The organism is Algoriphagus iocasae, from assembly GCF_014206875.1.
Lineage (GTDB): Bacteria > Bacteroidota > Bacteroidia > Cytophagales > Cyclobacteriaceae > Algoriphagus > Algoriphagus iocasae.
In genome coordinates, this window is record NZ_JACIJO010000001.1 from 137,200 (window position 1) to 160,853 (window position 23,654).

Annotated in this window: 21 protein-coding genes and 1 other RNA gene; 8 read left to right on the top strand and 14 right to left on the bottom strand. The window is 43.3% G+C overall.

What is annotated here, in order from left to right; genetic code table 11:
• Positions 1-5: 5 nt before the first annotated feature.
• The 5 genes from FHS59_RS00575 to FHS59_RS00595 all read right to left on the bottom strand — a co-directional run bounded on the left by FHS59_RS00575 (position 6) and on the right by FHS59_RS00595 (position 2,812).
• The gene (locus tag FHS59_RS00575; RefSeq protein WP_184492475.1) at positions 6-449 is read right to left on the bottom strand and encodes a hypothetical protein; all 444 of its coding nucleotides are present in this window, start codon (positions 447-449) and stop codon (positions 6-8) included.
• Between the two features lie 10 nt (positions 450-459).
• Positions 460-762 carry a DUF4134 domain-containing protein gene (locus FHS59_RS00580; RefSeq protein WP_184492476.1) on the bottom strand — a complete coding sequence of 101 codons (303 nt, stop codon included), beginning with the start codon at positions 760-762 and terminating at the stop codon, positions 460-462.
• Between the two features lie 36 nt (positions 763-798).
• A complete protein-coding gene (locus tag FHS59_RS00585) occupies positions 799-1,209 on the bottom strand; it encodes a hypothetical protein (RefSeq protein WP_184492477.1) in 411 nt (136 codons plus the stop codon).
• A 90-nt stretch (positions 1,210-1,299) separates the two neighbouring features.
• A complete protein-coding gene (locus FHS59_RS00590; RefSeq protein WP_184492478.1) occupies positions 1,300-2,133 on the bottom strand; it encodes an RteC domain-containing protein in 834 nt (277 codons plus the stop codon).
• Positions 2,134-2,440: 307 nt separating this feature from the next.
• The gene (locus FHS59_RS00595) at positions 2,441-2,812 is read right to left on the bottom strand and encodes a hypothetical protein (protein WP_184492479.1); all 372 of its coding nucleotides are present in this window, start codon (positions 2,810-2,812) and stop codon (positions 2,441-2,443) included.
• A 149-nt stretch (positions 2,813-2,961) separates the two neighbouring features.
• Between FHS59_RS00595 and FHS59_RS00600 the strand changes: the two genes are divergently transcribed.
• Positions 2,962-3,768 (top strand): LytR/AlgR family response regulator transcription factor, encoded by an 807-nt coding sequence (locus tag FHS59_RS00600; protein ID WP_184492480.1) that lies wholly within the window; start codon positions 2,962-2,964, stop codon positions 3,766-3,768.
• Position 3,769: 1 nt separating this feature from the next.
• Here the strand turns inward: FHS59_RS00600 and FHS59_RS00605 are convergent, their stop codons facing one another.
• Complete coding sequence (locus tag FHS59_RS00605; RefSeq protein ID WP_184492481.1) at positions 3,770-5,134, bottom strand: GntR family transcriptional regulator; 1,365 nt, start codon at positions 5,132-5,134, stop codon at positions 3,770-3,772.
• 185 nt (positions 5,135-5,319) lie between these two features.
• Here FHS59_RS00605 and FHS59_RS00610 point away from each other — a divergent pair, with 185 nt between their 5' ends.
• The gene (locus tag FHS59_RS00610) at positions 5,320-5,793 is read left to right on the top strand and encodes a MauE/DoxX family redox-associated membrane protein (RefSeq protein ID WP_184492482.1); all 474 of its coding nucleotides are present in this window, start codon (positions 5,320-5,322) and stop codon (positions 5,791-5,793) included.
• Positions 5,794-5,818: 25 nt separating this feature from the next.
• Positions 5,819-6,079, top strand: a complete 261-nt coding sequence (locus tag FHS59_RS00615; protein ID WP_262890849.1) for a DUF6520 family protein — start codon at positions 5,819-5,821, stop codon at positions 6,077-6,079.
• 49 nt (positions 6,080-6,128) lie between these two features.
• Here the strand turns inward: FHS59_RS00615 and FHS59_RS00620 are convergent, their stop codons facing one another.
• The 3 genes from FHS59_RS00620 to FHS59_RS00630 all read right to left on the bottom strand — a co-directional run bounded on the left by FHS59_RS00620 (position 6,129) and on the right by FHS59_RS00630 (position 12,267).
• Positions 6,129-7,493 carry a RagB/SusD family nutrient uptake outer membrane protein gene (locus FHS59_RS00620; protein WP_184492484.1) on the bottom strand — a complete coding sequence of 455 codons (1,365 nt, stop codon included), beginning with the start codon at positions 7,491-7,493 and terminating at the stop codon, positions 6,129-6,131.
• A 12-nt stretch (positions 7,494-7,505) separates the two neighbouring features.
• Positions 7,506-10,994, bottom strand: a complete 3,489-nt coding sequence (locus tag FHS59_RS00625; protein WP_184492485.1) for a SusC/RagA family TonB-linked outer membrane protein — start codon at positions 10,992-10,994, stop codon at positions 7,506-7,508.
• A 337-nt stretch (positions 10,995-11,331) separates the two neighbouring features.
• Positions 11,332-12,267 carry a FecR family protein gene (locus tag FHS59_RS00630; RefSeq protein WP_184492486.1) on the bottom strand — a complete coding sequence of 312 codons (936 nt, stop codon included), beginning with the start codon at positions 12,265-12,267 and terminating at the stop codon, positions 11,332-11,334.
• Between the two features lie 107 nt (positions 12,268-12,374).
• On the opposite strand from FHS59_RS00630, the gene FHS59_RS00635 reads away from it, so the two are divergent.
• Positions 12,375-13,295 (top strand): RES family NAD+ phosphorylase, encoded by a 921-nt coding sequence (locus FHS59_RS00635; RefSeq protein ID WP_184492487.1) that lies wholly within the window; start codon positions 12,375-12,377, stop codon positions 13,293-13,295.
• A 14-nt stretch (positions 13,296-13,309) separates the two neighbouring features.
• On the opposite strand, the gene FHS59_RS00640 is transcribed toward FHS59_RS00635, so the two are convergent.
• Together FHS59_RS00640 and FHS59_RS00645 are read right to left on the bottom strand one after the other, a co-directional pair.
• Positions 13,310-15,073 carry a diadenylate cyclase gene (locus FHS59_RS00640; protein ID WP_221444418.1) on the bottom strand — a complete coding sequence of 588 codons (1,764 nt, stop codon included), beginning with the start codon at positions 15,071-15,073 and terminating at the stop codon, positions 13,310-13,312.
• Positions 15,074-15,149: 76 nt separating this feature from the next.
• A complete protein-coding gene (locus FHS59_RS00645; protein ID WP_184492488.1) occupies positions 15,150-15,746 on the bottom strand; it encodes an RNA polymerase sigma factor in 597 nt (198 codons plus the stop codon).
• A 654-nt stretch (positions 15,747-16,400) separates the two neighbouring features.
• Between FHS59_RS00645 and FHS59_RS00650 the strand changes: the two genes are divergently transcribed.
• Together FHS59_RS00650 and FHS59_RS00655 are read left to right on the top strand one after the other, a co-directional pair.
• Positions 16,401-16,865, top strand: a complete 465-nt coding sequence (locus tag FHS59_RS00650; RefSeq protein ID WP_184492489.1) for a JAB domain-containing protein — start codon at positions 16,401-16,403, stop codon at positions 16,863-16,865.
• A gap of 281 nt (positions 16,866-17,146) precedes the next feature.
• The gene (locus tag FHS59_RS00655; RefSeq protein ID WP_184492490.1) at positions 17,147-18,700 is read left to right on the top strand and encodes a recombinase family protein; all 1,554 of its coding nucleotides are present in this window, start codon (positions 17,147-17,149) and stop codon (positions 18,698-18,700) included.
• Here FHS59_RS00655 and ssrA read toward each other — a convergent pair.
• Positions 18,663-19,064: a transfer-messenger RNA gene (gene ssrA, locus FHS59_RS00660) on the bottom strand. The two genes, FHS59_RS00655 and ssrA, sit on opposite strands and share 38 nt — an antisense overlap.
• A gap of 274 nt (positions 19,065-19,338) precedes the next feature.
• Here ssrA and FHS59_RS00665 point away from each other — a divergent pair.
• Together FHS59_RS00665 and FHS59_RS00670 are read left to right on the top strand one after the other, a co-directional pair.
• Positions 19,339-20,484 carry a DNA polymerase III subunit gamma/tau gene (locus tag FHS59_RS00665; protein WP_184492491.1) on the top strand — a complete coding sequence of 382 codons (1,146 nt, stop codon included), beginning with the start codon at positions 19,339-19,341 and terminating at the stop codon, positions 20,482-20,484.
• A gap of 68 nt (positions 20,485-20,552) precedes the next feature.
• Positions 20,553-21,053: a DNA polymerase III subunit gamma/tau gene (locus tag FHS59_RS00670; protein WP_184492492.1), complete on the top strand. Its 501-nt coding sequence runs from the start codon at positions 20,553-20,555 to the stop codon at positions 21,051-21,053.
• Here FHS59_RS00670 and FHS59_RS00675 read toward each other — a convergent pair.
• Together FHS59_RS00675 and FHS59_RS00680 are read right to left on the bottom strand one after the other, a co-directional pair.
• Positions 21,050-22,042 carry a DUF3078 domain-containing protein gene (locus FHS59_RS00675; protein ID WP_184492493.1) on the bottom strand — a complete coding sequence of 331 codons (993 nt, stop codon included), beginning with the start codon at positions 22,040-22,042 and terminating at the stop codon, positions 21,050-21,052. The genes FHS59_RS00670 and FHS59_RS00675 overlap by 4 nt on opposite strands.
• A gap of 22 nt (positions 22,043-22,064) precedes the next feature.
• Positions 22,065-23,642 (bottom strand): lytic transglycosylase domain-containing protein, encoded by a 1,578-nt coding sequence (locus tag FHS59_RS00680; protein WP_184492494.1) that lies wholly within the window; start codon positions 23,640-23,642, stop codon positions 22,065-22,067.
• Positions 23,643-23,654: the final 12 nt, after the last annotated feature.

The window sequence follows — 23,654 nt, forward strand, 5'->3', positions numbered from 1 at the left end:
ATGACTTATCGTTTGATCGATTTGGCAGGATTCATACGGTGGTTATTTAGAACCAAATCCGGCAGCCCTGACTCTTCCACAGGGGTAACCCTGGCTTTGATTTGCTTTTGGTAAGGATGCATGCTGAGGAAATAGGCATCGCTAAGCCCGAGTTTTCTGGCCATGCCCACCGGGTCCAGCTGCATTTCATCCGGGATTTCCACCAGGACCACATGTTCAGGAATGTCTGTTAACTCCTGTGAGGCATGGAACACCGACTTTAACTCCCTGTTGTAGAAGAACTGGTAATGACGATGGTCTTCGGTGGGGACCATCTGATCCAGTGGCAGCCTTTTCCAGGGGGTATCCACATGGCGAAGCTCTGCAAGCCTGACATCTATGAGAAACCGGTCTCCGGCAATATCCACTTCAGGGAGGTGTCCCTTTTTCCTTTCTTCAAACCCATCCATACCAGTGGTATTACAGTCCGAAGAAACTTTGAAGAACCGTGGCCACCACCACCAGGAAAACACAGGATCCGAACCAGGCGGCAGCCACCTTACCGGTATCGGGCTCCCCGTTATTCCATTTGTTAAACACCTTGACCGCACCGATCAGGCCTACGATGGCACCGATAGCATACATCAGGTTGGTCCCGGACTGGAAATATCCCTTGACTTTCTGGGTGGCTTCATTGATCCCTGCGTTGCCATCCTGGGCATTGGCGGCAATGACCATTAGAAACAGGTAGGCTGTAAAGAGCCATTTTGTGATTCTTTTCATAGTGGTTTTAGATTTGAAAGTGAATAGTAGATGCTGTTATAAACCAGCCAGGAATTCCTGAAGGCCTGTTTCATTCATATCCCATGGCTTGTCCTGGGTGAGGGTAACCAAATGGGCCGCCAGTGTCCGGTGGAAGATAGGGACGGATTTGCCCCGGAAGTGCTCCAGGCGGTGCCTGACATTTTCCAGGAAATCCTCTTTGCTCTCTGATTGGGGCAGGATCTCCACCTCTACGTCTCGAATGACATTCTGAAGTTCTTCAAACAACTCAAAGTACTCCTCATCGGAAAGCTCAATGGTGACCCGGTCTGGTTTAGGGTTTCCGCGATGCCGCAGGTACTTGATAAGGTCCCCGCGGAAATAGCGAACCACTATATAGCCATAGTACAACAGCGAGAGTCCTGCAACACAAAGGAGGAAGTTCCCCCAGGAGATATTTTCCAGCATAATCTTTTGATTTTGATGGGACAAACCTGGTGTATTCCGCAGACAAATGATCACACTGCGACCCGAAGGTGGAAAAGAAAAACCGCGGATTCAGGAGTCTCCTTTTCCGTCAAAATCGGTATTGTCCATCCATTTTTCCAGCTTGTCGCGCAGGCGGTCCAGGAAGGTGGTACGGCTGTTTTTGCGAATGCGGATTTCCTGGAAGGTGCGGTAAAACTGCGATAAGTCCTGGTGGAATACCCTTTCGAGGTGATTGGCAATATCCCGGATGGTGACATTGCCATGATTGACTGCCCCTGCTGCTTTCAGGGCATAGGCCAGTTCCACCAGTGCTGCTTTGGGGGCGGTCCAGCGCACGTTCCGGTCCGTTTCCTGCGGTGGGTTTTCAATCTTTTTGATCTCACGGTCCAGGAACCTGCGAAGCATATCGTAAGCCTTAAAGCGGGCCAGTACTTTCCCGGCAGGGGTGGCATCTACATCCCCTGAAGAAGGGATCTGGCATATAAAGTAGGGCACAGAGGCTTTCGATGTGGTGAAGAGCAGGGCATCCATGTCCTTTCTGCCCAGCCTGAAATAATCCCGCAAGAGCTGGTGCCTCTGAATATACAGGCGGATAGGGGCGTATTGTGTTTGTAAATGGTGGAGCGAATCCTTTGTCCCCAGGGGCATGGTAGAAAGAATAAAATACACTTCCCCATAATAGATCAGCTCCGCTTCAAACCTCGGTCTGATCTCTTTATAAAAGTGAATTTCTTCTGCTTCATCCTTCCATTCCTGTTTGCTTTTGACCTCCCTGAAATAACGGTCAATAATCAGGAAGGACTGTTCGGCAACCTGCAACTGATCCTGAAGATCAACAGTTGCCGTATGGATCTCTGATTTCATTTCCCGGAACATATTGTTCCAGTGTTCTGCTTGTTTCATGACTTGACAATTTATGATGGGCACATAACAGCCTGTTATAAAATTGTCCGCGGACACGTTGAGTTACCGGCCAGGTGTCTTTAAGATGTTCAAAACAAATGTAGCAAACTCATAAGGGCCTGCGCCCCGAAAGTCGCCACCGGAACACATGAAATAGTGAAAAATGTGCCTGAATTATAGTGTTCCCCGTATGTAACCACAAAGAAAAAAGCCGCTTTACCCTACACGGAAGCGGCTTTTGTTCCCTTTTTGAATCTTTTTCTTAAAATGTAGTGTCCCGGAACGGCAGGTTCCAGGCATTTTACCATCAGGTATCCTCAAAGCTGATCACAGCACTTTCTGAGATAACAGGAGGTCCTGAAGGGATGTGCGTGGTGCTGCCCCCACTTTCGATATCTGTCTGTTTAGTACGGTAGGTTTGTGGGGTGAAGTTGAAAATAAGTTCAATGGGACCCCGCGCCACAGCAACAGCAGCCAGTTTTGCTGACCAGATGGTCATCACTCTGGGGTCTATCTCATCCAGGTAATCCATCTGCCCGTCCGTAAAATCAAATTTGGATTCCAGCCAATCCCTGAATCCGGCCACCATGGCTTTCCCTTCTGTGATCAAATCCTCATCCGGGAGGCCGTAGAGTTCATTTTTCAGGTTTGTAACACCTGATTCATTGAAAGTATTCATGATAACAAAGATTTAGTTCATAGAAGTGATATACAATTACCAAACCGTTTTGTATCTTAACTTCCTTAAATCATACCTGTAAACCGCTGAGGACATGTTGATTTTTTGTACGTCATAACCGTCCGGGCAAGCGTAAACGACATCATCTTTTGGTTAAACAAACCGCTGCAATATCTTATAATGACAGGATTTTCAGAGTCCTGATGAGCCTTTTGACAGCCCTTTTTATGTCCCTTTATGGCAGCAGCCTGGGCTTTTGGGAACACTTTGTTTTAAAGGCCTTCTATATGGAGCTGTTGTCCTCCCTTATCATTGCCACTTTCATTATCGAACTGGTGCATGCGGTGACTAAAAGGCTGGACCGTTACTATGACTGGCAGGAAAGACCCCTGAAAAGGGCAGGGCTTCAACTCCTGCTGGGTGTGGTGTTGCCCGGGATAGTGGATTTTGGGCTTGCGGCTGTTTACTTTCAATTTTTCGGGCTCAACATCATCCGTGATACCACTTATGCCATCTATGCTTTTCCCCTGGTGGTGGCACTGATCTTTATGTTCAACCTCTATTACCTGTGTTTGTATCTTTTCTTAAAAATGAAAAGTGCCGATGGCGGAAACAGGAAAAAGGAAACGATCCTGGTCCAGCAGGGGGCAAGATTCATTCCGCTGGCCATATCCGAAATACATTATATCTATCATCAGAAAAGGATGAACTACCTGGTGACGGGCACCAATAAGACCTATTTTCTCAATGAAACCCTGGATGAAATGGAATCCCTGTTACCCCCAAGGGATTTTTTCCGGGTCAACCGCAGGATGATTATCCGTCATGTGGCCTGTACCCACTTCCAGTCCCACGAACATGGGAAGCTCTTATTGCAGTTAGAACCTCCATATTCCGAAAGTGTCACCGTCAGCCAGACACGGGCCAAGGCCTTCAGGAAATGGATTTACCGCTGATTTACTTCTTATAGCGATGCGCCATTTTAAGGATTTGCGTGATAGTCCTTACGGGTAATTTTCCCAACCCGATCCGTAACATATTTTCAGGGGGTGCTCCGTAATAATAGTCTTTGATGTGACGCATAAAAAGGCCCTTTACTTTTAATTTTTGATCCAGTTTGACGTAGTCAATAGCGTGTGGAAATTCATACCATAAAGATAAGCCGGTGCCGGAGTGGTACAGCTGTTGTTGCCGGCCACTGCTTTCCACAATACGCCTTAATTTGCTATGGTATTTTTTCTGGCTCCTTAGCACCAGCTTTATAAGGAGTTCTTCACTTAAGAAAGAATGCACCGCATGCTCAAAAACCACATTTCTCTCGTGCTGTAACAACTGGGTGAGCCGGTGGATCAGCTCCGGGGGAGCTGCTACGATAGCGGTAAGCTGAAATGTGGGGATCAACCTGCTTAAGTAAGATAGCTGCACCGTTCCACTCTCAGGAAAATCAGCGAGAAAAGAGTTCTTTATTCCGCTGAAGGTAAAGTCACTTTCATAATTTCCCTCAATGACTCTAAAGGAGTATTGTTGCATCAGGCGAAACAAATGGTCCCGCCTTTGTCCGGACATTACAGCTCCGGTGGGATAATGCCCCAGAGCTTCCAGCCACAATACATCCGGTACTTCTTTTAAAAGGCGCTCTTCCAGTGCATCCGTATCCATTCCCTCCGGGGTAACAGGGATAAAATCCAGGTGGAACCCACTATTGATAAAAGTCCTGACAATAGAAGGATTGAAAGGCTCCCCGATAACGGCACGCCCGCCATGGGGAAACAGCGCATGTAACACCATCAAAAGCAGGATGTAATTTCCAAAACCGTAGGTGAACTCGCCCTGGCTGAGGGATAGTCCCCTGGTGCGGTTCAGGTAATTTCCCAGGGATTTTAAAAAAGGACGAAAACTATCTGTGTGGATCAGTTGGCTGTAATCCCGGTTGACGCTTTTTAAGTAGTGCCTTCGGTACAGCCGTGCCAGTTCCCCTTCCGATTTTAGTCTGCCCGATGGCAGGTCAGTGGATATATCCTGGTAGAGCAATCCGGTATTCAGGTCGTTTGAATCAGGAGCGCTGATATCCGACACGAAGTACCCTTTGCGCTCCGCGCTATACAGGTGACCGGAGGCCACCAGACTGTCCAGGGCATGCAAAATGGTCTTTCTCCCCAGGTGAACCATGGCTGATAGCTCACGGCTGGAGGGAACCTTCAGGCCGGCCGGCAATTTATGGGAGGTGATCTTTTCCCGTATCGCCCCGGCAAGCTGAAGGTATAACGGCTGGGTTCCCGAAAATTCGAGATGTACTAAAAAATCCCAGTGAATTAAATGCATTACACTAAAAAGTATTCCCGCCAAACGTCCTTAAGCGGGTGTTTTCAAATCCATGACACTGTAAATATAAAATTTAAGCCCGCACTGGTAAAGGAAATCCCGCTGGACCCCCTGTAAAACGTTCATCTGGTCCCCCTTAGGTGTGTTTTTTATCGTGAAATTCGTAGGGTATAAACGCGGCTCCTATGAAAACAATACTCACCCAAATCATTGCTTCCGCTTATATTCTGCTCTGGCTTTTTGCAGGCGTTACCAAACTGGCAGACCATGAATCTTTCTATCTGCAGTTGCAGCGGGCGCCATATATATCATGGGCAGCAATGGGTCTAAGCTGGGTATTGCCTCTTGTAATGCTCGGCCTTGCCGTAATTCTTGCCAATAGAAAAACCCGCTTCATAGGTCTTGGGCTATCAGTGGTATTGCTGGGCCTGATAAGTGTTTATATCGTCATGGTATTGCTCTTTAGTGATTCGATACCCTGTACGTGCGGAGGATTGCGCAAAAACCTGAACTGGAACGATCATATAAAACTAAACAGTGCTTTTTTGATAGCGGGATTACTGGTGCTTTGGTACCGGAAACGATCAATAATAAAAACCCATTCAAAAGTCTTGCAAGATGAGGAATCAGGGGAAGCCGAAAACCTGAGCACAGAGTAGGCATTATTTTTTAAATGTAAGTATCATGAAAAAGTTGAAAATTTCTATCACAATGGCGGCCTTCGTAGTAGGAGCCATTGGCACGTCTGCCTTTACTGCCATGGAAATGAACCAGTCAACAGCTGAATATTATGTTGATGCCAGCGGGAATCCCATAGAATTGGTTTCAGGAGCAAGTGATTGTGATCAATCAGATAGCGATTCATGTTCCGCCACCTTTAACCTGGATGAGGATAATCAACCTGTAGGGCAAGGTTTTAATATAGTAACCGGAGAACGGTTATAAATGGATGTAGCCAGGCCGGCTATCTTTTTTAGCCGGCCTGGTTTTCTTATTAATCTCTCGGGTTCTGAGGTATTCCGGAAGCCGCGATTATATCCGGGGGGATCGGGAAGACATAATTGGGGTCATTCGGAGGAAGCACATATTCCGTACCACCAATAGTCCGTTTTATTTGAACAGCAAAGTCTGGGTCTGACCCCAGTCTCTTCAAATCAAACCAGCGCTGTCCCCTGAAAACCATTTCCTTTCTGCGTTCATCAAGGACGATCCCAATGGCATCCTTGTCATTCGATGGCGTATGTGGATGATAGGATCCTTCTTTATACCTGTGTTCCAATAAATGGTTGAGTGTAGTCATGGATGCCTCTGTCTGGCTTAATCTTGCCTCGCATTCCGCCTTTATCAGAAAAATCTCCGAAACCGTTACACCATTAAATGGCCCCCTGGATTCTGTATAACTGCCTCTGTAAGCAAATGTGCCATCAGTGTTTTCCCGAAAAAAGAGTTGTTTTCTCAAATCATTTTCATCATACATATCATAGAGTTCAGGAACTATTTTTGCGCGTGTATCCACCACAAGAGCATTTAGCCCCTGATGTACACCATAAATGAGAACCTCTTTATTGAAATTCTGGAAGGGGAAATTATTTTCAGGATTTATGGAATTGTAATCCAATAGTTCACTATAAAGTTGTAGCGAATTTTCGGCACTGCTCAGGGCATTGGCATAGTCACCCATATATAAATAACACCGGGCAAGTAATCCGTATGCTGCTGCTTTAGAAGCATCTGTAGGATGTTCAGGCACATCTGCCAGCAAGCTGGCAGCGAGACTCAAATCTTCCGTGATACGTTTATAGGTTTCCTCAAGAGTGGCTCTTACCACGGGAGTATGAATATCAGAACTCAAACGCAGAGGGATACCCATCAGGCTTTGTGCCTCATTGGCATTAAAAGCAGGGGCGTATTGCATGGCCAGGTTGAGAAAGGCTTTTGACCTGAAATAAAGTGCCCCTCCTTTGATATCATTGTATTCACTCCTGAATTGATCACCCATGTCTATTTGCTCCAAACCTTCCAGAATGATGTTGGCATTCAACACCTGTTCATAGCTTTTATTCCAGTCCGTTACAGTAGTTCTGCCCTCATACAGATCCGCTCCCCAGGTGTAATGATTCCTTGAGGATTGATCTAAGGCGTTATAGATACTTTCGGTAATGTAGTAATCATCAGCGCTGGCATCTGCATAAAAGGTGCCTTCAATATAAAATAAACGGTTGTTGTTCAGGATCATGCGCATGTCGTTAAGGGTTTGGGGAACGACCATGGAGATGCTTCTTTTTTCCTCCAGCCAGTCTTCCTGGCAGGAGGATAAGGAACAGATGAGTATCGTAAATAGTAGTATTTTAAGTTTCATAATGTTCAAAGATTAAAAGGTTGCTTTAATGCCAATTGCATAGGATTTCGGTAATGGCAGCTCGGGATAATCCGGGTCGATGTCATAATCATTTGCTGTCCATAACAAGCCCAGATTATTTGCATAGAAATACATATTCAGGGCACTAAATCCTATTTGCGAAGCGAAAGGGAAATCATAACTGAAATTTATATCCTGTAACCTAAGCAGGTCACTCTTTTCCACCAGGATGTCAGACGAGGCATAGAAAGAATCCCTGGAGCCGTTTGAAGGGTAAACCATAGATGGGATACTGGTAAAAAGTTCATCTCCCGGCTCACGCCATTGATCCGTAAAATCCTTATGGGCATAATAATACCCGCTTCTGAAAAAGTCGTTATAACTTATTGAGGAGCGTCTGAAATAACCTCCAAAGTGATACGATATATTAAGGGACAATGAGAAATTCTTATATCCAAACGTATTGCGTAGGGCACCGAATGTAGTGGGTAAAGCCGGACCATTGTAGATGAGCTGATCGACATTGTCAGAATAGTAATTTGACAGTGCTCTGTAATCAGTGCTTTCTACATTTTCAATGATACCAACAGGATCCCCTGTTTCAGGGTCCAGACCCTTCCATGGATAACTGTATATACTGTAGAGTGGTTTCCCGACAATAGGGGAGGCCTGCGAAGGATAGCGGTTGATACTGGCATTTAAAAAAAGGTAAAAGGTGCCCGGATCGACCAGATATTCTGTCACCTGATCTTTAGCAACATTAAACATGAAATTTGTTTGCCAGCTAAACTTGCCCTGCACGTTTTGGGAGCTTACGTTTATATCCCATCCACTGCCCTTAATTCCTGCAATATTTCCTCTGAACGACCCGACTCCGGTAGTGGGGTCTGCAGGAATTTCGCCTATGATTTCATCGCCTTTTTTTCGATAATATTCAATACTTCCTGTGATTCGGTTTTGAAATACGGAGAAGTCTATTCCAAAATTAGCGATGGCAATTTTCTCCCATTTCAGGTCCGGGTTGGGTGGGTTAATAAGCCTGAGGGCCGGTCTGTTAGTATAATTCCCGCTCGTGGTTGCCATCGTGGTAAAAGCGGTAATGGAATTGTCAATATTTCCGCTATAGCCATAACTTGTCCTAAAGGTAAGTTGGTTGATGCGGTCTGCCGACAGAAAATTTTCCTTGTGGATATCCCATTTAAAGCCGGTAGACCACAAGGGAACAGAGCGTTGGTTTGCTCTTACCCCGAATAAATTGGACTGATCAATTCTGCCGCTGGCACTTAAGGTGTAGCGGTCTTTATAGGAGTAGGCACCGTTTATGAAATACGATCTAAACCGGTCTGTTGTACCACCGACAGAATTGTTGGAGGGTATTGAGGCAAAGTAGCCTGTGGGGTAACGTCTGTAACTTGAACTGAAATCCACATTAATGGAAGTCCCCAGGTTGGGATCATAACCATACAGGTTATTGCCAAACCCATTGGTATTGGTTTGCCGTGCTTCGAAACCAGCTAAGGCTGTAACATAATGATTTTCAGAGAACCAATTGTAATTCAGTTGAATCCGGCCATTGTTGGAGCGAAGTTCCGAAGTGTTCAGGTGCACCAGATCGCCCAGGGGAATGATTCGGTCCACTCCGTCTTCAGAAACTTCAGAAAACTCATTGATCATGTTCCTCATATAGTAAGAGGCCTGGTCCCGGAGCGTTTCTGAGTTTGTAGTTTGTTGTTGGTTCTGATATTGAGCAGAGACCTTAAGATGTTGTGATACATCATAGGAAATAGCGACATTGGCACGCAGGTTTCTGAGAACTGAGGAAGAGAGATTTAGTCCTGGTTCATTCACAGGGCGATAATACCAATCCAGTAATCCCTGACTCCCGGCCTGGTCTACAAAAGATCTTCGGTAATCCCTGTTGACAATAGCAGGCTCTCCATTTTCATCCTGCAGCCGGGCATAGGGATAGTCAATGTTCTCGATAACCTGCGGTAGAAAATTGTCTGATTTCTGTTGTGACTGACTGTATTGAATGCCCGCCTTTACTTCAAGTCCCTTGAGAGGTATAAATGTTTGATCGGTTTTGAGGGTATAGCGCTCATAACTGTCTGTAACCAGGTTCGCTTTGTTGTTGTCATAACCTGCCGAAAAGTAGTACTGATGTACTTTGTTGCCTCCCTGAAGGTTTACTGCATATTGCTGACGGGTGCTTTTTCTGTAAAAATGGTCCATGAAGTCGCCCCGGATATCCTGGTTCCGATACGTATTGATTTGTGCATTGGCTTGTTCAGCTGACAATTCACCATTGCGTTGCATAGCCAGAATATCAACAACCGGGGAAACATAAGGATAAGTTTGTGTATTGTTTAAATCACTGTCATAATAGCTCTGGTTAAACAGGTACTTTTCCGCTTCAATGAAATCCGAAGAATTCATTTTAGGCTGATAAAAGAGATCGGGTTTTTCCCCTACCGTGAAATTGGAATTAAATGTTACAGTGGGTTCCTTGTCCCTGCTTCCCGATTTTGTAGTAATAACGATCACCCCGTTACCCGCTCTTACCCCCCAGATGGAAGCAGCAGCGGCATCTCTGAGGATAGAGATGTCTTCAATATCGTTGGGGTTTATAGCATTGAGGTCTCCTTCAAAAGGAAAGTTGTCCAGGATGATCAGCGGCTGATCATTGGCAAAAATGGTGCTCCTTCCGCGGATGGTGAGCTTCATTTCGCCAGACCTTTCATCAAACTGTACAGAAGGGGCAATAGCTTTCAACCTGCTGATCACATCGGTGGAGACCTGACGGTTATAAAGGTTGTTATCTACATGGGCAAAAGATCCGGTGGCACGTTCAATGGGCATGGTTTCATAACCTGTTGATACTGTAACTCCCTCCAGGTCACTGATGGCCTCTTCCAGTTCGATGGTTAGTGACTGATCGGGATCCGTGATTTCGATCTCGCGGGTTCTGAACCCGATCATGGAGATCACCAGTATATCCCCTTCTTTCACATCAGACAACTGGAACTCCCCGTTCTCATCCGCAGCAGTGCCCCTGGTAGTACCTCTTATGATTATTGTGGCTCCAGGCATGGGCAATCCCTCATGTCCCAGAATGATGCCCTTTACCATTTCTTTAGGGGCTTGTTCTGTAACAGGCTCCCCTTTAAGAGCAGTAGAGGGCCTGGGGTGGTACCGTATAACGACTTCATCTCCTACAGGGATATATTCAAAGGGTAGGTCCGCCAATACCTCATTTAGAATCATCCGTAAGGGAACCAGGTTGGCTGTATAGGAGATCCTTTCGGTACTGGAAGCCACCTTTGAACCATAGTTGAATGGGACTTTTGATTTCTCAGACAGCTCGTCAAGAGCTTCCTTTAAGGAGGCATCTTTGAGCGTCAGGGTCACTTTGGTGTCTAATGACTGCCCGTTAACAGATGCTGCATGAAGGGAAAATGCAGTGGTGAGAATCAGTCCGGTGAGAAGTACAGTCCATCGCATAAGCGAGCGTAATATAGCGGGCACATCATAGCCCGGCCCGCGGAACAGGGGCATGAGTCCCCGTTCACGCCATTGGCAGTGTAAAGAAATTTGCATACATTGAATCAGGTTAAGTGTTCAGGTGTGCCGTACGTTTTCCAGACAGCGCGGCAAGCCTGTAAATAATTTGACTTTTCCCTCCCTGATCGGCCGATTCGGGAGGGTACTTTTTTGTGGTAGCTGGCAGGTTATTCAGAGTGATCCCGGATCAATCCGTAATAAAGAGATGCCGGGAGAGCCGTATGCCCTCCCATGGCATCTTCATCACCTTATGAAGAAAACTGGTGGTGTTGGGTGATCAACCGGGAGCTATTCGGTAATGCGTTTCACTTATTTTTTCGAGCTGTCCTCCAATAACAAGGACGAGTTTATCGAGGAATTCCCGGGCAGGCTTAGCCCGGTCAAGGGTACCATAATATTCAGATTTAGTTAGGTTTTGGTGGATTTCCACTGTAATCCCGTATTCGCGTTCTACATCAGCTATGACTTGCCCAAGGGTGGATCCATCGTACTGGAATATCCCGTTTCGTTCCGATAAGAGTTTTTGGGCATCAGGTGCGGCTTCCTTTTTCAGGGAAGCATCTGCTTTTCGGAATACCGCCCGTTCATTAGGCTTTAGCTCCACGAAACCATTCTTGTTGTCCACCATTACCCGTCCCTCTACAAGTGTCACCGATACGTCAGGGGAATCCTCATAGGCTTTTACCTGAAAAGAAGTTCCCAAAACCACGGTTCTTACATTGCCGGACTGGATGCTAAAGGGTTTTTCTTCATCCTTTGTCACCTCGAAATATCCTTCACCTGTCAGGGTAACCGGGCGTTCGTCCTTTCGGAATTCTTCCGGGAATTTCAATACGGTTTCGGGGCCAAGCCAAACACCCGTGCCATCCGGAAGGGTTATCTCAATTCGCTCTCCCTTTTTCGTAGTATATGCCAGCATCTGCACAGGGTCAATAATGTCCCTGATCTGGCTCTTAAATACAATACCAATCCCGATAAGCAGGATGAGCGATGCTGCAACGGCCATCCATGGGATGGTGCGGGTTGCAGGTTTTGATGGTACCTTAACATGCTGTGCTCCAAAATCAGGGGCTTCACCGTCCATCTCCGCTGCGATGATTTTATCGAGTGCACCGCGCTTTAACAGCTCGAAGTAGGCTTCTACTTCTTCTTTACTGGCCTGGTTGCTTATATACCTGCGGACGAGTGTCCGGTGAAAGTCCTCCTTGCTCATGTTTTAGGTGTTACCTATATATGACGAACAAGGGGGGCGGGTAGGGTACCCCTGAAGAAGAGATTTTTTTAAATAAGTGTATCTTAAGAAAAAAAATGTCAGGAAAAATGGAAATCACTGACATCATTCAGGGACTAAGGAAACTGGATCTTTCCACTTACCCAAAAAGTGAAATAATAACGCTGCTGGGTCAGGTGGGCCCTTTTGCTGCGGTAGAAATCATCTATCACAAGGGCAAATCCCTGATGCGTGGCCGACCTAACCTCCCTGGTGAAAGGTTTGACAGTAAAAGTGATTTTTCCTTTAAACCACAACACTTAAATAAAGTGTATCAAAGGGCTAGTACCCCCGAACGTACCATGTTCTATGCCACCGCAGTGCCGGATGAAATTCAGGAGGGGGAATTAAACAACATGCGGATTATTGGTGTATTTGAAACCATACCCATGCTGAGGGATAAAAATGCTTCCGGTTATCAAAAAATATCCTTTGGCAGATGGGTTGTTCAGGAAGATTTAAGGTTGCTGGCGATCATTCATAAAGAAGAATATGGAAAGGCAAGTGCCTATTTGCAGGAATTGGCAATGGGATATAAAAGATTTTCGGCAACCGTACCAAAAGAATTACAGGAAAAGTCTTTTGCCTTTACATCGTTTTTGGCGGAAGAGTTTTCCAAACCGGAAATTCGTGGTGATTATGATTATATGATTTCTGCCCTATTCTCAGAGATGGCCATTGATAAAGGTATGGATGGAATATTTTATCCCAGTGTCCGTGTGGGTGGAGCAGGCTTTAATGTGGCCATAAACCCGGAATCCTTGAAAAAGATGGGACTCTATGTAGCAGGGGAATGCTCTGTTTACAAGGTCAGAGAACAGGTCTTTGTCGGCAATGATGCGATTGTTTCATTAAGCGGTACAGAAGATAACTTTACAATGAAGGAACTGGAGAATCAGGAAAAGTTTTTCCTGGATAAACTGGGGGTAAGATCCGTTCAGGAACTGATTGATATGGGGGCTGAAGGCTAAATAGAACATGCTTTTCATTCCTCTTCATAGTAACTGCTATTCATTTCAGGATCAGGCGATAAATCATAGTGTACTATTCTTACCGCGCTTAAGTCTTCTTTAAATTTTTCTTCAATCTCTTTCCTTACCGTATTAATCGTATCGCACTCCTGTTGTGTCAGGTAGAATTTTAAGGATCGGAAAAAACCCATACTTCTATTAAAATCCTTGTAATTCAAAGTGCTTGATTTTTCCAGTTCTTTGAAATTTTCAATGGCCTCCGTAATATCAGCATGCTTTACCTGGGGCCGTAAATCGGGGATAATATTTACCATCCCATCCTCGGAAACAATGACAATGGCAATGGAAGCATCCTTTTTATGTTGTTCCAAGTAACGGATAGCGGAATTATACCTGGCCCCTCTTGAAGAATCCCCTTTTTCAGTTGCCAGTCCATCCATAATAACCCCAATAGCATAACAGGTCGCATCGGGGTCCAAAAGCACCGCACCATCAATGGAGGTAATTCTTGGTATAATTTTGTCAGTAAGTTTTAACGGAACCACTGGAAAACTCTGTTGAGATAACCGGTTTGCCTCCTCAGATGCAGCACTGGAGATAACCAACATGGTACCGTGTTTTTGTTTGGTGGCTTCAATCACAATTTCCCATAAGTCAGCAATTTGTTCCCTCCCAATAATCCCCTTAAAAATCCTGGAGAAATCCGAATAAAACTTTTCACGGTTTATCTTGTCAGATGGCAAAGCCGGCTCCTTGTATTCCACTACCATCAGTGGATTGTTGTCATGAAAAAGCTCCCATTTAAAATGTCCTGTAAAACTCACTACAAATAAATTTTCTTCCCTGGGGTTATACTTTCCCCGAAGTTCGCCAATTCCATAAATTAGGGCGGAATCCGAAACAATGGAAACATCATTGTCTGATAGTTCTAAAAATTTGCGAACCTTTCTGTAATCCCTGATTTTAATGGGCTCCTTTAATTGTAATGTTAATTTGACGTTTTTATGCTCTTTTGGCGCTACGATCATATTGCCAATGCCAATAGCACCCTCGTATTTTAAAGATGCAATCTCATTGCACGCATCATATAAGTGGTGTAAACCTTCAAAATTCCCTCCGGCACTCGATATAGTGTACATGAATTTTTTCCCGGCAACCCTGAACAATTCATGGGCATCCCGTTCGATGGCCCCTAACGAATTATTTGGGTCTTTTAAGGCCTGGGTGCATTCACTTAAAAAGACGTGTATAGCACTATCAATAAAAGAATTATAAATAGTAAGCCTTCCCCATTCATTTTTAGACAAGGTGTAATAGCTGCCTAAAACCTCTTTATTAAGGGATAGAATGGTAAAAACCTGGTATCCCTCTACATAGGTGGGATGGGCAACAAAGAATTCATTTTTGTCATATAAATGATCGCGTTTCAGAATCTTCCGAATGGCTTCTCTATAGGATTTATTTGCAATTCTTTTAGTATGGCTTTCCTGGGCTATGGGATGAGAGTGAAACATCCGTGTCTCCTTATCAGCCATTTCAAGTTGATTTGCCAGTCCTTTCAGGTCTTTAAAGCTTTCCACCTGAAAGCCAGAATCTTCAGGTTCCAGGCAAATAGGATGTCGATCCTCTCTCTCATCTACCAATACACCCACAAAAAAGACATTTGGATTTAATTTCCTGTCTATTTTATTGAATAGCCCTTCTGCTGTTACTTCGAAAGAAATCTGTACATGCTGTTGATATCCCCACATGAATAATTTAATGGTATTGTCTTGCATTTTTTTACTAGGCTGTTAGAAGGGTTTAAAAATGGGAATTGAGCTTCCTGATGATTTAAAAATAAGAGCTTCGTTCTTACGAAAGACCAATAAGAGAAATAAAGATCGAAAAAGATATTCCAAAATCTTTTTCAACGCCTTCTCTTAAAACTTTCATGGAACGCACCATATGTTTCTTGACGGCATTTCGGGAGATGCCTAGCTTTTCGGCAACTTCTTCATAGCTGAACTCCCTTTCCCTGCACAGCTGCCAAACCTTTTGCGTCTGAGGCGGAAGCGTGGCAATAACAGACTGGATATAATCCAGGTACTCCTGTGTTAAAACCTGATCATAGGTGGTCGTACTTACTGTATGGTAATGTTTCAGGATTTCAGCTTTGGCATTCATATCCACACTTGCCCTGCGCAGCATATCCAGTGCCTTGTTTTTAGCCAGGGTATACACCCAGCTGTGAAGCGACCTGATATGATCCATCCTGCCGCGGCTCTCCCATATCTGTAAAAAGATTTCCTGCCCAAGATCTTCTGATAGTTCCGGTGATTTGAGAAACTTCTCCAGGAAAGTACGGATCGGATTGCGATAAGCCCTGTAAAATTCCACAAAAGCCAATTCATCTCCCTGGTTTAGGAGATGTAGCAATTCACGGTCAGTATAGGAGTGATTTCCAGACATAAGCAGAGAACGGATTTCTGAATCTAGCAAAAAACAGAAAAAACTCAAAAAATGGGAGAGACCCTATCCTAAAATGAACCTGGAACAGGTGGTTTTTAGATTATAAGCGTTCTGATTTGAGCATTTTAGAATCAAGCTTTACTTAAATAAACTAACCCTCCTTTTAGTATGAATAATCGCCAGATACTGCCATAAGAAATGTTTGCACTCAAAATTTAAAACAACAGCAGAAAAGCGCAGCGAAATAAGGGGCTTTTCGCTTTTCTGCTGGAAAGGGGTAAAAAAGGGACGGCATAAAGCCTCTCCCTTCGGTCGTTATTTATTCCGTTTCCTTTTTTCCTTGTGCAAGCCCCTGAATCGCCTGCTTTCTTTTTTGCTGTTTTTTCTTTTAAAAAGTAAACCGGGATCATCAGACGTGCATACAAATCAACTACAGATTATATGGGAATACATGCGCTGCTCAAAGGGAGTGGAGTTTATATTATTCTCATTATTTCGGTACAAAGTTAGGGAGCTTCCGCTCGGAGCGTCACGTAGACTACGGCATAAAGCCGCTTGCCTCGCTGCGCTATTTATTCCGTTTCCTCCTTTCCTTGACTCCCGGAGTCCCTGGGACAGCACCATAAATAATTTCTAATCTTAAATGTTATTGTTATGGAAGCTGTAAAACAAAATTTCAAAGTAGCTGAAATCAAACTGTCGTATCATCCTAAAGTCCTTGCAAGCCACTGGCCTAAAGTAAAATCAAGTAAGGATGCCTATAAGATCCTTCTGGAAAACTGGGAGGAGGGTACGATTAACCTGTTTGAGGAGTTTAAAATACTTTTACTGAATTCCGGGAACAAGGTAAAGGGAATTGTGCCTATCAGTCAGGGCGGAATTGCAGGTACACTAGTGGATCCAAAGATTGTATTTGGAGTAGCTCTTAAATCGGCCTGCCGGTCCATTATCCTGGCTCACAATCATCCCAGTGGCAATACAAATCCCAGTCAGGTGGATATTGCGCTCACAGAAAAAATGGTTAAAGTGGGTAAGCTTCTGGATCTGGAAGTTATAGATCACATTATCGTAACCAGCAACGGGCATTACTCTTTCGCTGATGAAGGAATGATCCGCTAATTAAAGGGGAATTGTCCCCTTTTTTATTCGAATAGCTACAAGACCGAACTCGGGTGTCAGTGTGATTGAAATGTAAAGGGGATTGGCAAATTGGCTCTGTTAACATGGCTGATTTTAATTATGTATAAACCCCGAAAAAGCAAAAAATTAAAAGCTGAAGAAGTACAGGAAATTTATAACTCCCATGGTGAAAAACTTACCTTAGAGGATGCAACTAAAATCTTGTCTGAAGCGAATAAGTTTTGTAAATTAGTTGTAAATCAATTGCTTAAATCATAGTTATGAAAATTGCTGATTTATATGTCAGAGTAAGTACAGATGATCAAAAATATGGATATAGTCCCAGGGCTCAGGAGGAAGCTTTAAGGAAGTATTGTGAGACTCAGGGAATATCCATCCGAAAAGTGGTTTCCGAAGAACAGTCTGCCAAGTCCTTTGAAAGGCCTGGCTGGCAAGGGTTGTTATCGGAATGGAAGAGAATTAAAGGCAAAGGGATTGATCTAGTTCTTTTTTGCAAGTGGGACAGGTTTAGCCGTAATGCAGGAGATGCTTACGCAATGATTAATACGCTTAGAAAATTGGGTATTGAACCTCAGGCCATAGAGCAACCCCTTGATATGAAGGTGCCAGAGTCAAAAATAATGTTGGCCATTTACCTGGCTACTCCAGAAGTGGAAAATGATCGAAGAGGATTGAATATATTTTTTGGCATGAGAAGGGGGTTAAAGGAAGGCCGTTACTTACGAATGGCTCCCGTTGGTTATATAAATAAAGCAGAGGGCAGGAGAAAGTATATTGAGCCTGTTGAACCTGCCGCTAGCCTTATAAGGTGGTCTTTTGAGACCGTTTTGTCAAATGTATATCCTGTCGATAAAGTTTGGGAAATGGCCAAGGAAAAAGGCTTGAAAACCAGTCGTGCAAACTTTCACAGGATGTTACGAAATCCGATTTATTGTGGAAAGATCCTTGTCCCGGCCTTTGAGGATGAAAATGAAACTCTTGTAGATGGTCTCCACAAAGAAATTGTGACTGAAGATGAATTTTTGAAAGTACAATATATCCTTGCCAATAATGGTAGACTGCCTGTCCACACAAAAGATCAAACGGATGATAGTTTCCCTCTTAGAGGTCAGATTTTATGCCCTGAATGCGGTAGTGTTCTAACAGGAAGTGCCTCTAAAGGACGTACCAAAAGATATTACTATTACCATTGCAAATCTTCGTGCGGTTATCGTTCAAGAGTCCATGAAACTCATGATAGACTTGTTAGTGAGCTTAGGAAATTTAGCTTGAAGAAAAGCACAAAGGAGGTATATGAGAATATCCTGACAAAGTTAATTGAAAGTACATTTGAAAATGGACTGAATCAAAAAAAGGTACTTTCCGAAAAGATAGAGGATGAACAAAAGAGGCTTAAAAATGCACGCGATTTACTTTTATCCGGTGACTTAGATGGAACAGATTATAGAGAGATAAAAGAAGAGTGCAACGATAAAATAAACAAACTGGAGCAAAAATTGATTTCTTTGAATGTTCCGGTTTCTTCGAAGTACACTAAAGATGTTATAAATCAGTCGATTAACAGGTTGTCAAGCCTCGATGAACTGTTTGTAAATGGCACCACCGCTCAAAAAAGAATACTAATTGGTTCGATTTTTCCCGAAAAATGGTGTTTTGAAAATTCTAAAAGTCGAACCACAAGAATTAATTCTGTAGTCGAGTGTATGTACTTGATAGATAGGGATTTAATTAACTCAAAAAAAGAGAGAAAAACGAAAAATTCGTCTTTCTCTCACTGGGTGGAGCTGGCGAGATTCGAACTCGCGTCCAGATAAGGAAACAACGTACCGTCTACATGCTTAGTCACCTGTTTGGTTTTCGACCGAAATATGCTGGATGACACACCTTGTCTCGGCTTAGCTATTGATCTTAGACCTGCTTAATAGCATCACAAGCCGCAACCCGATCAAGTCGACACCTCGGATCCGTCCGGACCAGATAACAGACGGTGAGATGTGGCTGGGGAATTACTCTCGTAACTCAACCCTTTAAGCGATCTATCCTGTTAAGGTTAGATTAGGCAGCCATGGCGTAAGAAGTTTCGCCAATTATAGTTCGTATGAATCTTTCAAGGCCGTACATACTCCAGCCTGCATGCGAGCCCGATCTTTACACTTACTGTCAATACCGGTCAGCCCCATTTGAAATAGGATGACAAAAGTAACCTAATTTTAGTTCCATAGAAATGATTTGGAGAATTTGGTGAGGGTAAGTTTAGAAAGACTTTGGATCAGCTCACGGTCAACAGTCGACCGTCGACATCATTACTAATTATCTTTGAAAACATTTTCCTGTTTTTCGTTCTTAAAATCTGTCAATAGCATGCTATTCAATCTCAATACTTTATGGAAAATCTTTTGAATTGGTCAAATTTCTAGGTTTTCCTATAAAGAGATTTTTATATCTTGCGGTGATGGAAAACTTCGTCGTTTCGGCAAGAAAATACAGACCGGCAGATTTTAAAAGCGTAGTAGGGCAGCAACATATCACTACCACGCTTCAAAATGCCATTAAAAACAATCACTTAGCTCAGGCTTTCCTTTTTTGCGGACCTCGAGGTGTAGGTAAGACTACCTGTGCCCGAATTTTGGCAAAGACGATCAACTGTGAAAATAGACAGGCTGATCAGGAAGCTTGTGGTGTTTGTGAATCCTGCGTTTCTTTCAAAAACAACAGTTCCTTCAATATCTATGAGCTCGATGCTGCTTCGAATAACTCCGTAGATGACATTCGTAACCTGGTAGACCAGGTTCGATACGCTCCTCAAAAAGGTCAATACAAAGTCTACATCATTGATGAGGTTCACATGCTTTCCAATCAGGCTTTTAATGCCTTTTTGAAAACCTTAGAGGAGCCGCCCAAGTATGCTATCTTTATTTTAGCTACTACTGAAAAGCATAAAATCATTCCTACCATTCTTTCCCGTTGTCAGATTTTTGATTTCAACAGAATTCAGATCAAGCACATTTCGGAACATCTGAAATATATCGCTGAGAAAGAACAGGTAGATTATGAAGAAGAGGCTTTAAGACTGATTGCTACGAAAGCAGATGGAGCATTGAGAGATGCTTTGTCTATTTTCGATTTGATAGTGACTTATTCTGCAGGGAAAAAAGTCACCTACCATGAAACCATTGATAATCTCCATATTCTGGATTATGATTATTATTTCAAAGTGGTCGATGGCTTATTAGAGGAAGACTTGTCAAAAGTTCTTTTGATTTTTGATGAGATTCTGAAGAAAGGCTTCGATGGCCATAACTTTATTGTTGGTCTTTGTGAACATTTCAGAGATCTTTTGGTAGCCAAAGATCCATCTACAGTGGAATTGATCCAGGTTTCTGAAAATGCCAAAGAGCGATACCTTCAGCAGACAGAAGCAGCTTCTGTTTCATTTTTACTCTCAGCATTGAATATCGCCAATCAATGCGATATCAATTACAAGACTTCGAAAAATCAGCGATTGCACGTTGAGCTTGCCTTGATGAAAATAGCCAAATTGCCTCAGGCATTTAAATTGGCTACGTTGATCTCTGAGGAGTCAAAAAAAAAAGCCTGAGTAAACCTTCCTCAGAAGAAACTCCCAAATCTTCCCCAGAACCTACGGCACCGGTAAAAAGTATTCCTGTGCAAAAGACCATGTCGATTCCGACCAGTTTGTCGCACACCAAAAAGATCATTGCCGAAAAAGCAAAGATTGAGGAGGCGAAAATTGAGCAGAAGAAAGCTGAGGTAAAAATCGATGAACCGGTAAATGCCCTTCAGCTAACACAAGAAAAGCTGGAAGAGGTGATGCCCAAAGTTTTGGATCATTACAAAAATCAAAATAAGGTATTGGAATTGGCGATTTTGAACCAGCCTTCGAAAATGGAAGGTCACGAAATCTGTTTTGAGGTAATGGGGCATGTTCAGGAGGAAATCGCTCAGAAGATGAAGCCTGAATTACTTTCTTTGATCAGAGATCTAACCGGAGTAGGAAAACTAGCTATCAAATTGGTAGTAAAAGAAGAGTTGGAATCCACGAATAATAAACTCTATACAAGCTCGGATAAATTCAGGTTCTTAAAAGAAAAGCATCCCGCACTTCTGGAGTTTCAGCGTAAGTTTGGACTGGAGACAGATTTCTAGAAGTCCAGGGAAATCCCAAAATTTATCAGATTTTGAAGCTGAACAGCTTGCTTGGAAGTGCCATCATCTTGGTTAATAAAAACTTCCTCATCATAAATTATCCTCGTTTCCATTCGGGTTGAAATGTACTTATTTACTTTCATTCGAATGGTAGAATTGAAATTGACCACCATATTTCCAAATCGCTCGTAATTGGAGAATAGGTTTAAATCAGCTTTCCAGGTAATATTCTCCATCAATTTGATGTCTACTACCGAAGTGGCAAAAGACATACCCGCCTCAGCCCTGACATTTTCTCCAGGTATCACCCCAAAAGCCCCGACTTGGCTCAGGGAATCATTCATCACAATGGTGAATCGACCGGTAAAAGGAGACAGGATTACAGAGAGCTTACTTTTATCCTCGTAGGTTTTTCTATAATTCAAACCCGTGGAGGATTGGACATAGCCAGGGGAAAGCAAATCCGAAATCTTTGTTCTTACATCATTTTCACTTCCAGCTGGCCTGGAATATTTATAACCAGCTAAAAGCTGGGTTCGCGCATCCAACTGCGTCGATAGATAGAATTTCTCAGAAAGTTCACGGCCATAGTTACTGACAAAAATAAAGTTGTCATTACTTTTTCTGGTTTGAAAGTCACGATCTCCTTGCCTGGTCATACCCAGATTTATCGTGAGCTGTGTATCCCAGACTTTCTTTTCCTTTTTATAATTCGCATAAACAGAAACTCCGGAGTTCAGGGCAAAAGAGCTGGATCCACCGGCTGCCCAGTTGCTCAGAGTAACCTGTTGGATGTTGAGGTTATAATTTCCGCCAGTTTCCCAGAAAATCTCTTTCTTGGGTTCTTCTATCAAAAGAGAATCGCCAAGCATCAGCAATGTATCTCCATTAATCAAGACTGTGTCAGGGATAACAAGGCGGTCTTGGGCAAAAGCCTGCTGACCTAAACCGATAAATAGAAATCCTATAATTAGGAGGTAATTACGCATTCAAAAAAGAGAAATAATAGGATCAGGGGGTGAAGATAACCAATTTCTGACCGATGCTGATGATGTTTTGGCTTCCGATATTGTTCCAGGATTTTAAGTCATTGACCGTTACCCCGTATTTTTTACTGATTGCAAATAGCGTTTCTCCCTGACTGACCACATGTGTTCTTTGAGTAGTAGCTTTTTGACTACTTGGAGTAGTAGATCTTACTTGAGGCTCTGAAGATGTAGTAGGAGTAGAAGATTGCGCCACCACAGTTTTTGGAGGCATCTGATTGATTTTGACAATTCTGATATCCTCACCTCTTTTTCTGTGCTCCTGTAGATTTAACACCATTCCAACTTTCAAGTCCGAATCTTTACGGATTCTGTTTTTGGATTTCAAGGATGAAAGCTTGATACCATATTTCTGTGAAATACTCCAAAGCGTCTCCCCTGGCATCACGATATGAGTTTCAACCTCTGCTTTTGTTTTCTTTTTCTTGGTGTAATAATAATCTCCAGCTTCAATTCTTTCTCCAGGCTCTAAGTCATTCAGCTTTCTAAGCTTCTTTTCTTTCAAACCAATCTGATCTGAAAATTTACTCTGAGTAGTGTTTTGAGCAGCTTGCACACCTTCGATCTCATTGACTGTAATCTGATCAGGCTGATTTGCTTTCGTCGTATTTCCAGCGATTCTTGGGAAAGAATTAGCTTGCTTGTATGCTGGTGAAGTTGATGTCGCTTGCTTGGTAGTAGTTGTTTTTGGCTTCGAATCCTGAATAATAGCCGGCTGGGAAGAAAGTGTTCCTTCTTTGATGTAAACCAAAGCATAAGTTCTGTCTCCAGGGATCTTTCCATTGGAAGACCATTTGTTGTATTCTTTCAAATGGTCTTCAGTTACCCCATATTTTTTAGCTAAAGCAGAAAGGGTAGTGGGTCCATGAACAGGTACCTCAACCATCCTGGCATTGGAAGTAAATACTCCTATCTGGCTTTCAAAGGCAATTTTATGAGCGAGGAATTTTTTAAAATACCAATGTGTATTCCTATCTACATCGACGATTCTTTTACCATTGTATCGGTCTCCAAAATAGGCTTTTGCACCACCCAAACCCATCTGATAGGAAACCAGAGCACACATCCAGTTGTCAAAGGTGTTGTTATGCTTTTTGAGATACAATGCTGCTCCTTTGGTGGAGGAAACGATGTTTTTACGTTCATCGATGTGATTGTCAACTCTTAAAAATACTTCCTCAGCTGTGCCTTGCTTAAACTGCCAAAAACCCACCGCATTAGAGGTGGAAACAGCATCAGGAATCAGGGAGCTCTCTTGGATCACCAAATATTTCAGGTCTTCAGGAACGCCATTGTCACGAAGAATATCTTCAATGATAGGCATGTATAGGTTGACCCTTTCTTGTTTTACTTTTAGGTAATTCGGATTTCTATATTGGGCATCTACATCCAGCTGTATTTCCCTCCTTGCCTGAGGATTGATTCTTACAATCAGGTCAGCGAATTCCAGTTCGGCAGGAACCTGCGGGATCTGTGCCAATAATGGAAAACTACTAAAGAGCGTGAGGATGAAAAGAAGAGTAGAAAATCGGTATTTATTCATTCCAAAAAGGCT

Excerpts from the sequence above, each read along its gene's own strand:
- FHS59_RS00675 (WP_184492493.1), bottom strand. The coding sequence starts at position 22,042 with ATGCGTAATTACCTCCTAATTATAGGATTTCTATTTATCGGTTTAGGT.
- FHS59_RS00580 (WP_184492476.1), bottom strand. The coding sequence starts at position 762 with ATGAAAAGAATCACAAAATGGCTCTTTACAGCCTACCTGTTTCTAATG.
- FHS59_RS00640 (WP_221444418.1), bottom strand. The coding sequence starts at position 15,073 with ATGCAAGACAATACCATTAAATTATTCATGTGGGGATATCAACAGCAT.
- FHS59_RS00630 (WP_184492486.1), bottom strand. The coding sequence starts at position 12,267 with ATGAGCAAGGAGGACTTTCACCGGACACTCGTCCGCAGGTATATAAGC.
- FHS59_RS00585 (WP_184492477.1), bottom strand. The coding sequence starts at position 1,209 with ATGCTGGAAAATATCTCCTGGGGGAACTTCCTCCTTTGTGTTGCAGGA.
- FHS59_RS00635 (WP_184492487.1), top strand. The coding sequence starts at position 12,375 with ATGGAAATCACTGACATCATTCAGGGACTAAGGAAACTGGATCTTTCC.
- FHS59_RS00680 (WP_184492494.1), bottom strand. The coding sequence starts at position 23,642 with ATGAATAAATACCGATTTTCTACTCTTCTTTTCATCCTCACGCTCTTT.
- FHS59_RS00655 (WP_184492490.1), top strand. The coding sequence starts at position 17,147 with ATGAAAATTGCTGATTTATATGTCAGAGTAAGTACAGATGATCAAAAA.
- FHS59_RS00575 (WP_184492475.1), bottom strand. The coding sequence starts at position 449 with ATGGATGGGTTTGAAGAAAGGAAAAAGGGACACCTCCCTGAAGTGGAT.
- FHS59_RS00650 (WP_184492489.1), top strand. The coding sequence starts at position 16,401 with ATGGAAGCTGTAAAACAAAATTTCAAAGTAGCTGAAATCAAACTGTCG.
- FHS59_RS00590 (WP_184492478.1), bottom strand. The coding sequence starts at position 2,133 with ATGAAACAAGCAGAACACTGGAACAATATGTTCCGGGAAATGAAATCA.
- FHS59_RS00625 (WP_184492485.1), bottom strand. The coding sequence starts at position 10,994 with ATGCGATGGACTGTACTTCTCACCGGACTGATTCTCACCACTGCATTT.
- FHS59_RS00615 (WP_262890849.1), top strand. The coding sequence starts at position 5,819 with ATGAAAAAGTTGAAAATTTCTATCACAATGGCGGCCTTCGTAGTAGGA.
- FHS59_RS00610 (WP_184492482.1), top strand. The coding sequence starts at position 5,320 with ATGAAAACAATACTCACCCAAATCATTGCTTCCGCTTATATTCTGCTC.
- FHS59_RS00605 (WP_184492481.1), bottom strand. The coding sequence starts at position 5,134 with ATGCATTTAATTCACTGGGATTTTTTAGTACATCTCGAATTTTCGGGA.
- FHS59_RS00645 (WP_184492488.1), bottom strand. The coding sequence starts at position 15,746 with ATGTCTGGAAATCACTCCTATACTGACCGTGAATTGCTACATCTCCTA.
- FHS59_RS00620 (WP_184492484.1), bottom strand. The coding sequence starts at position 7,493 with ATGAAACTTAAAATACTACTATTTACGATACTCATCTGTTCCTTATCC.
- FHS59_RS00595 (WP_184492479.1), bottom strand. The coding sequence starts at position 2,812 with ATGAATACTTTCAATGAATCAGGTGTTACAAACCTGAAAAATGAACTC.
- FHS59_RS00665 (WP_184492491.1), top strand. The coding sequence starts at position 19,339 with ATGGAAAACTTCGTCGTTTCGGCAAGAAAATACAGACCGGCAGATTTT.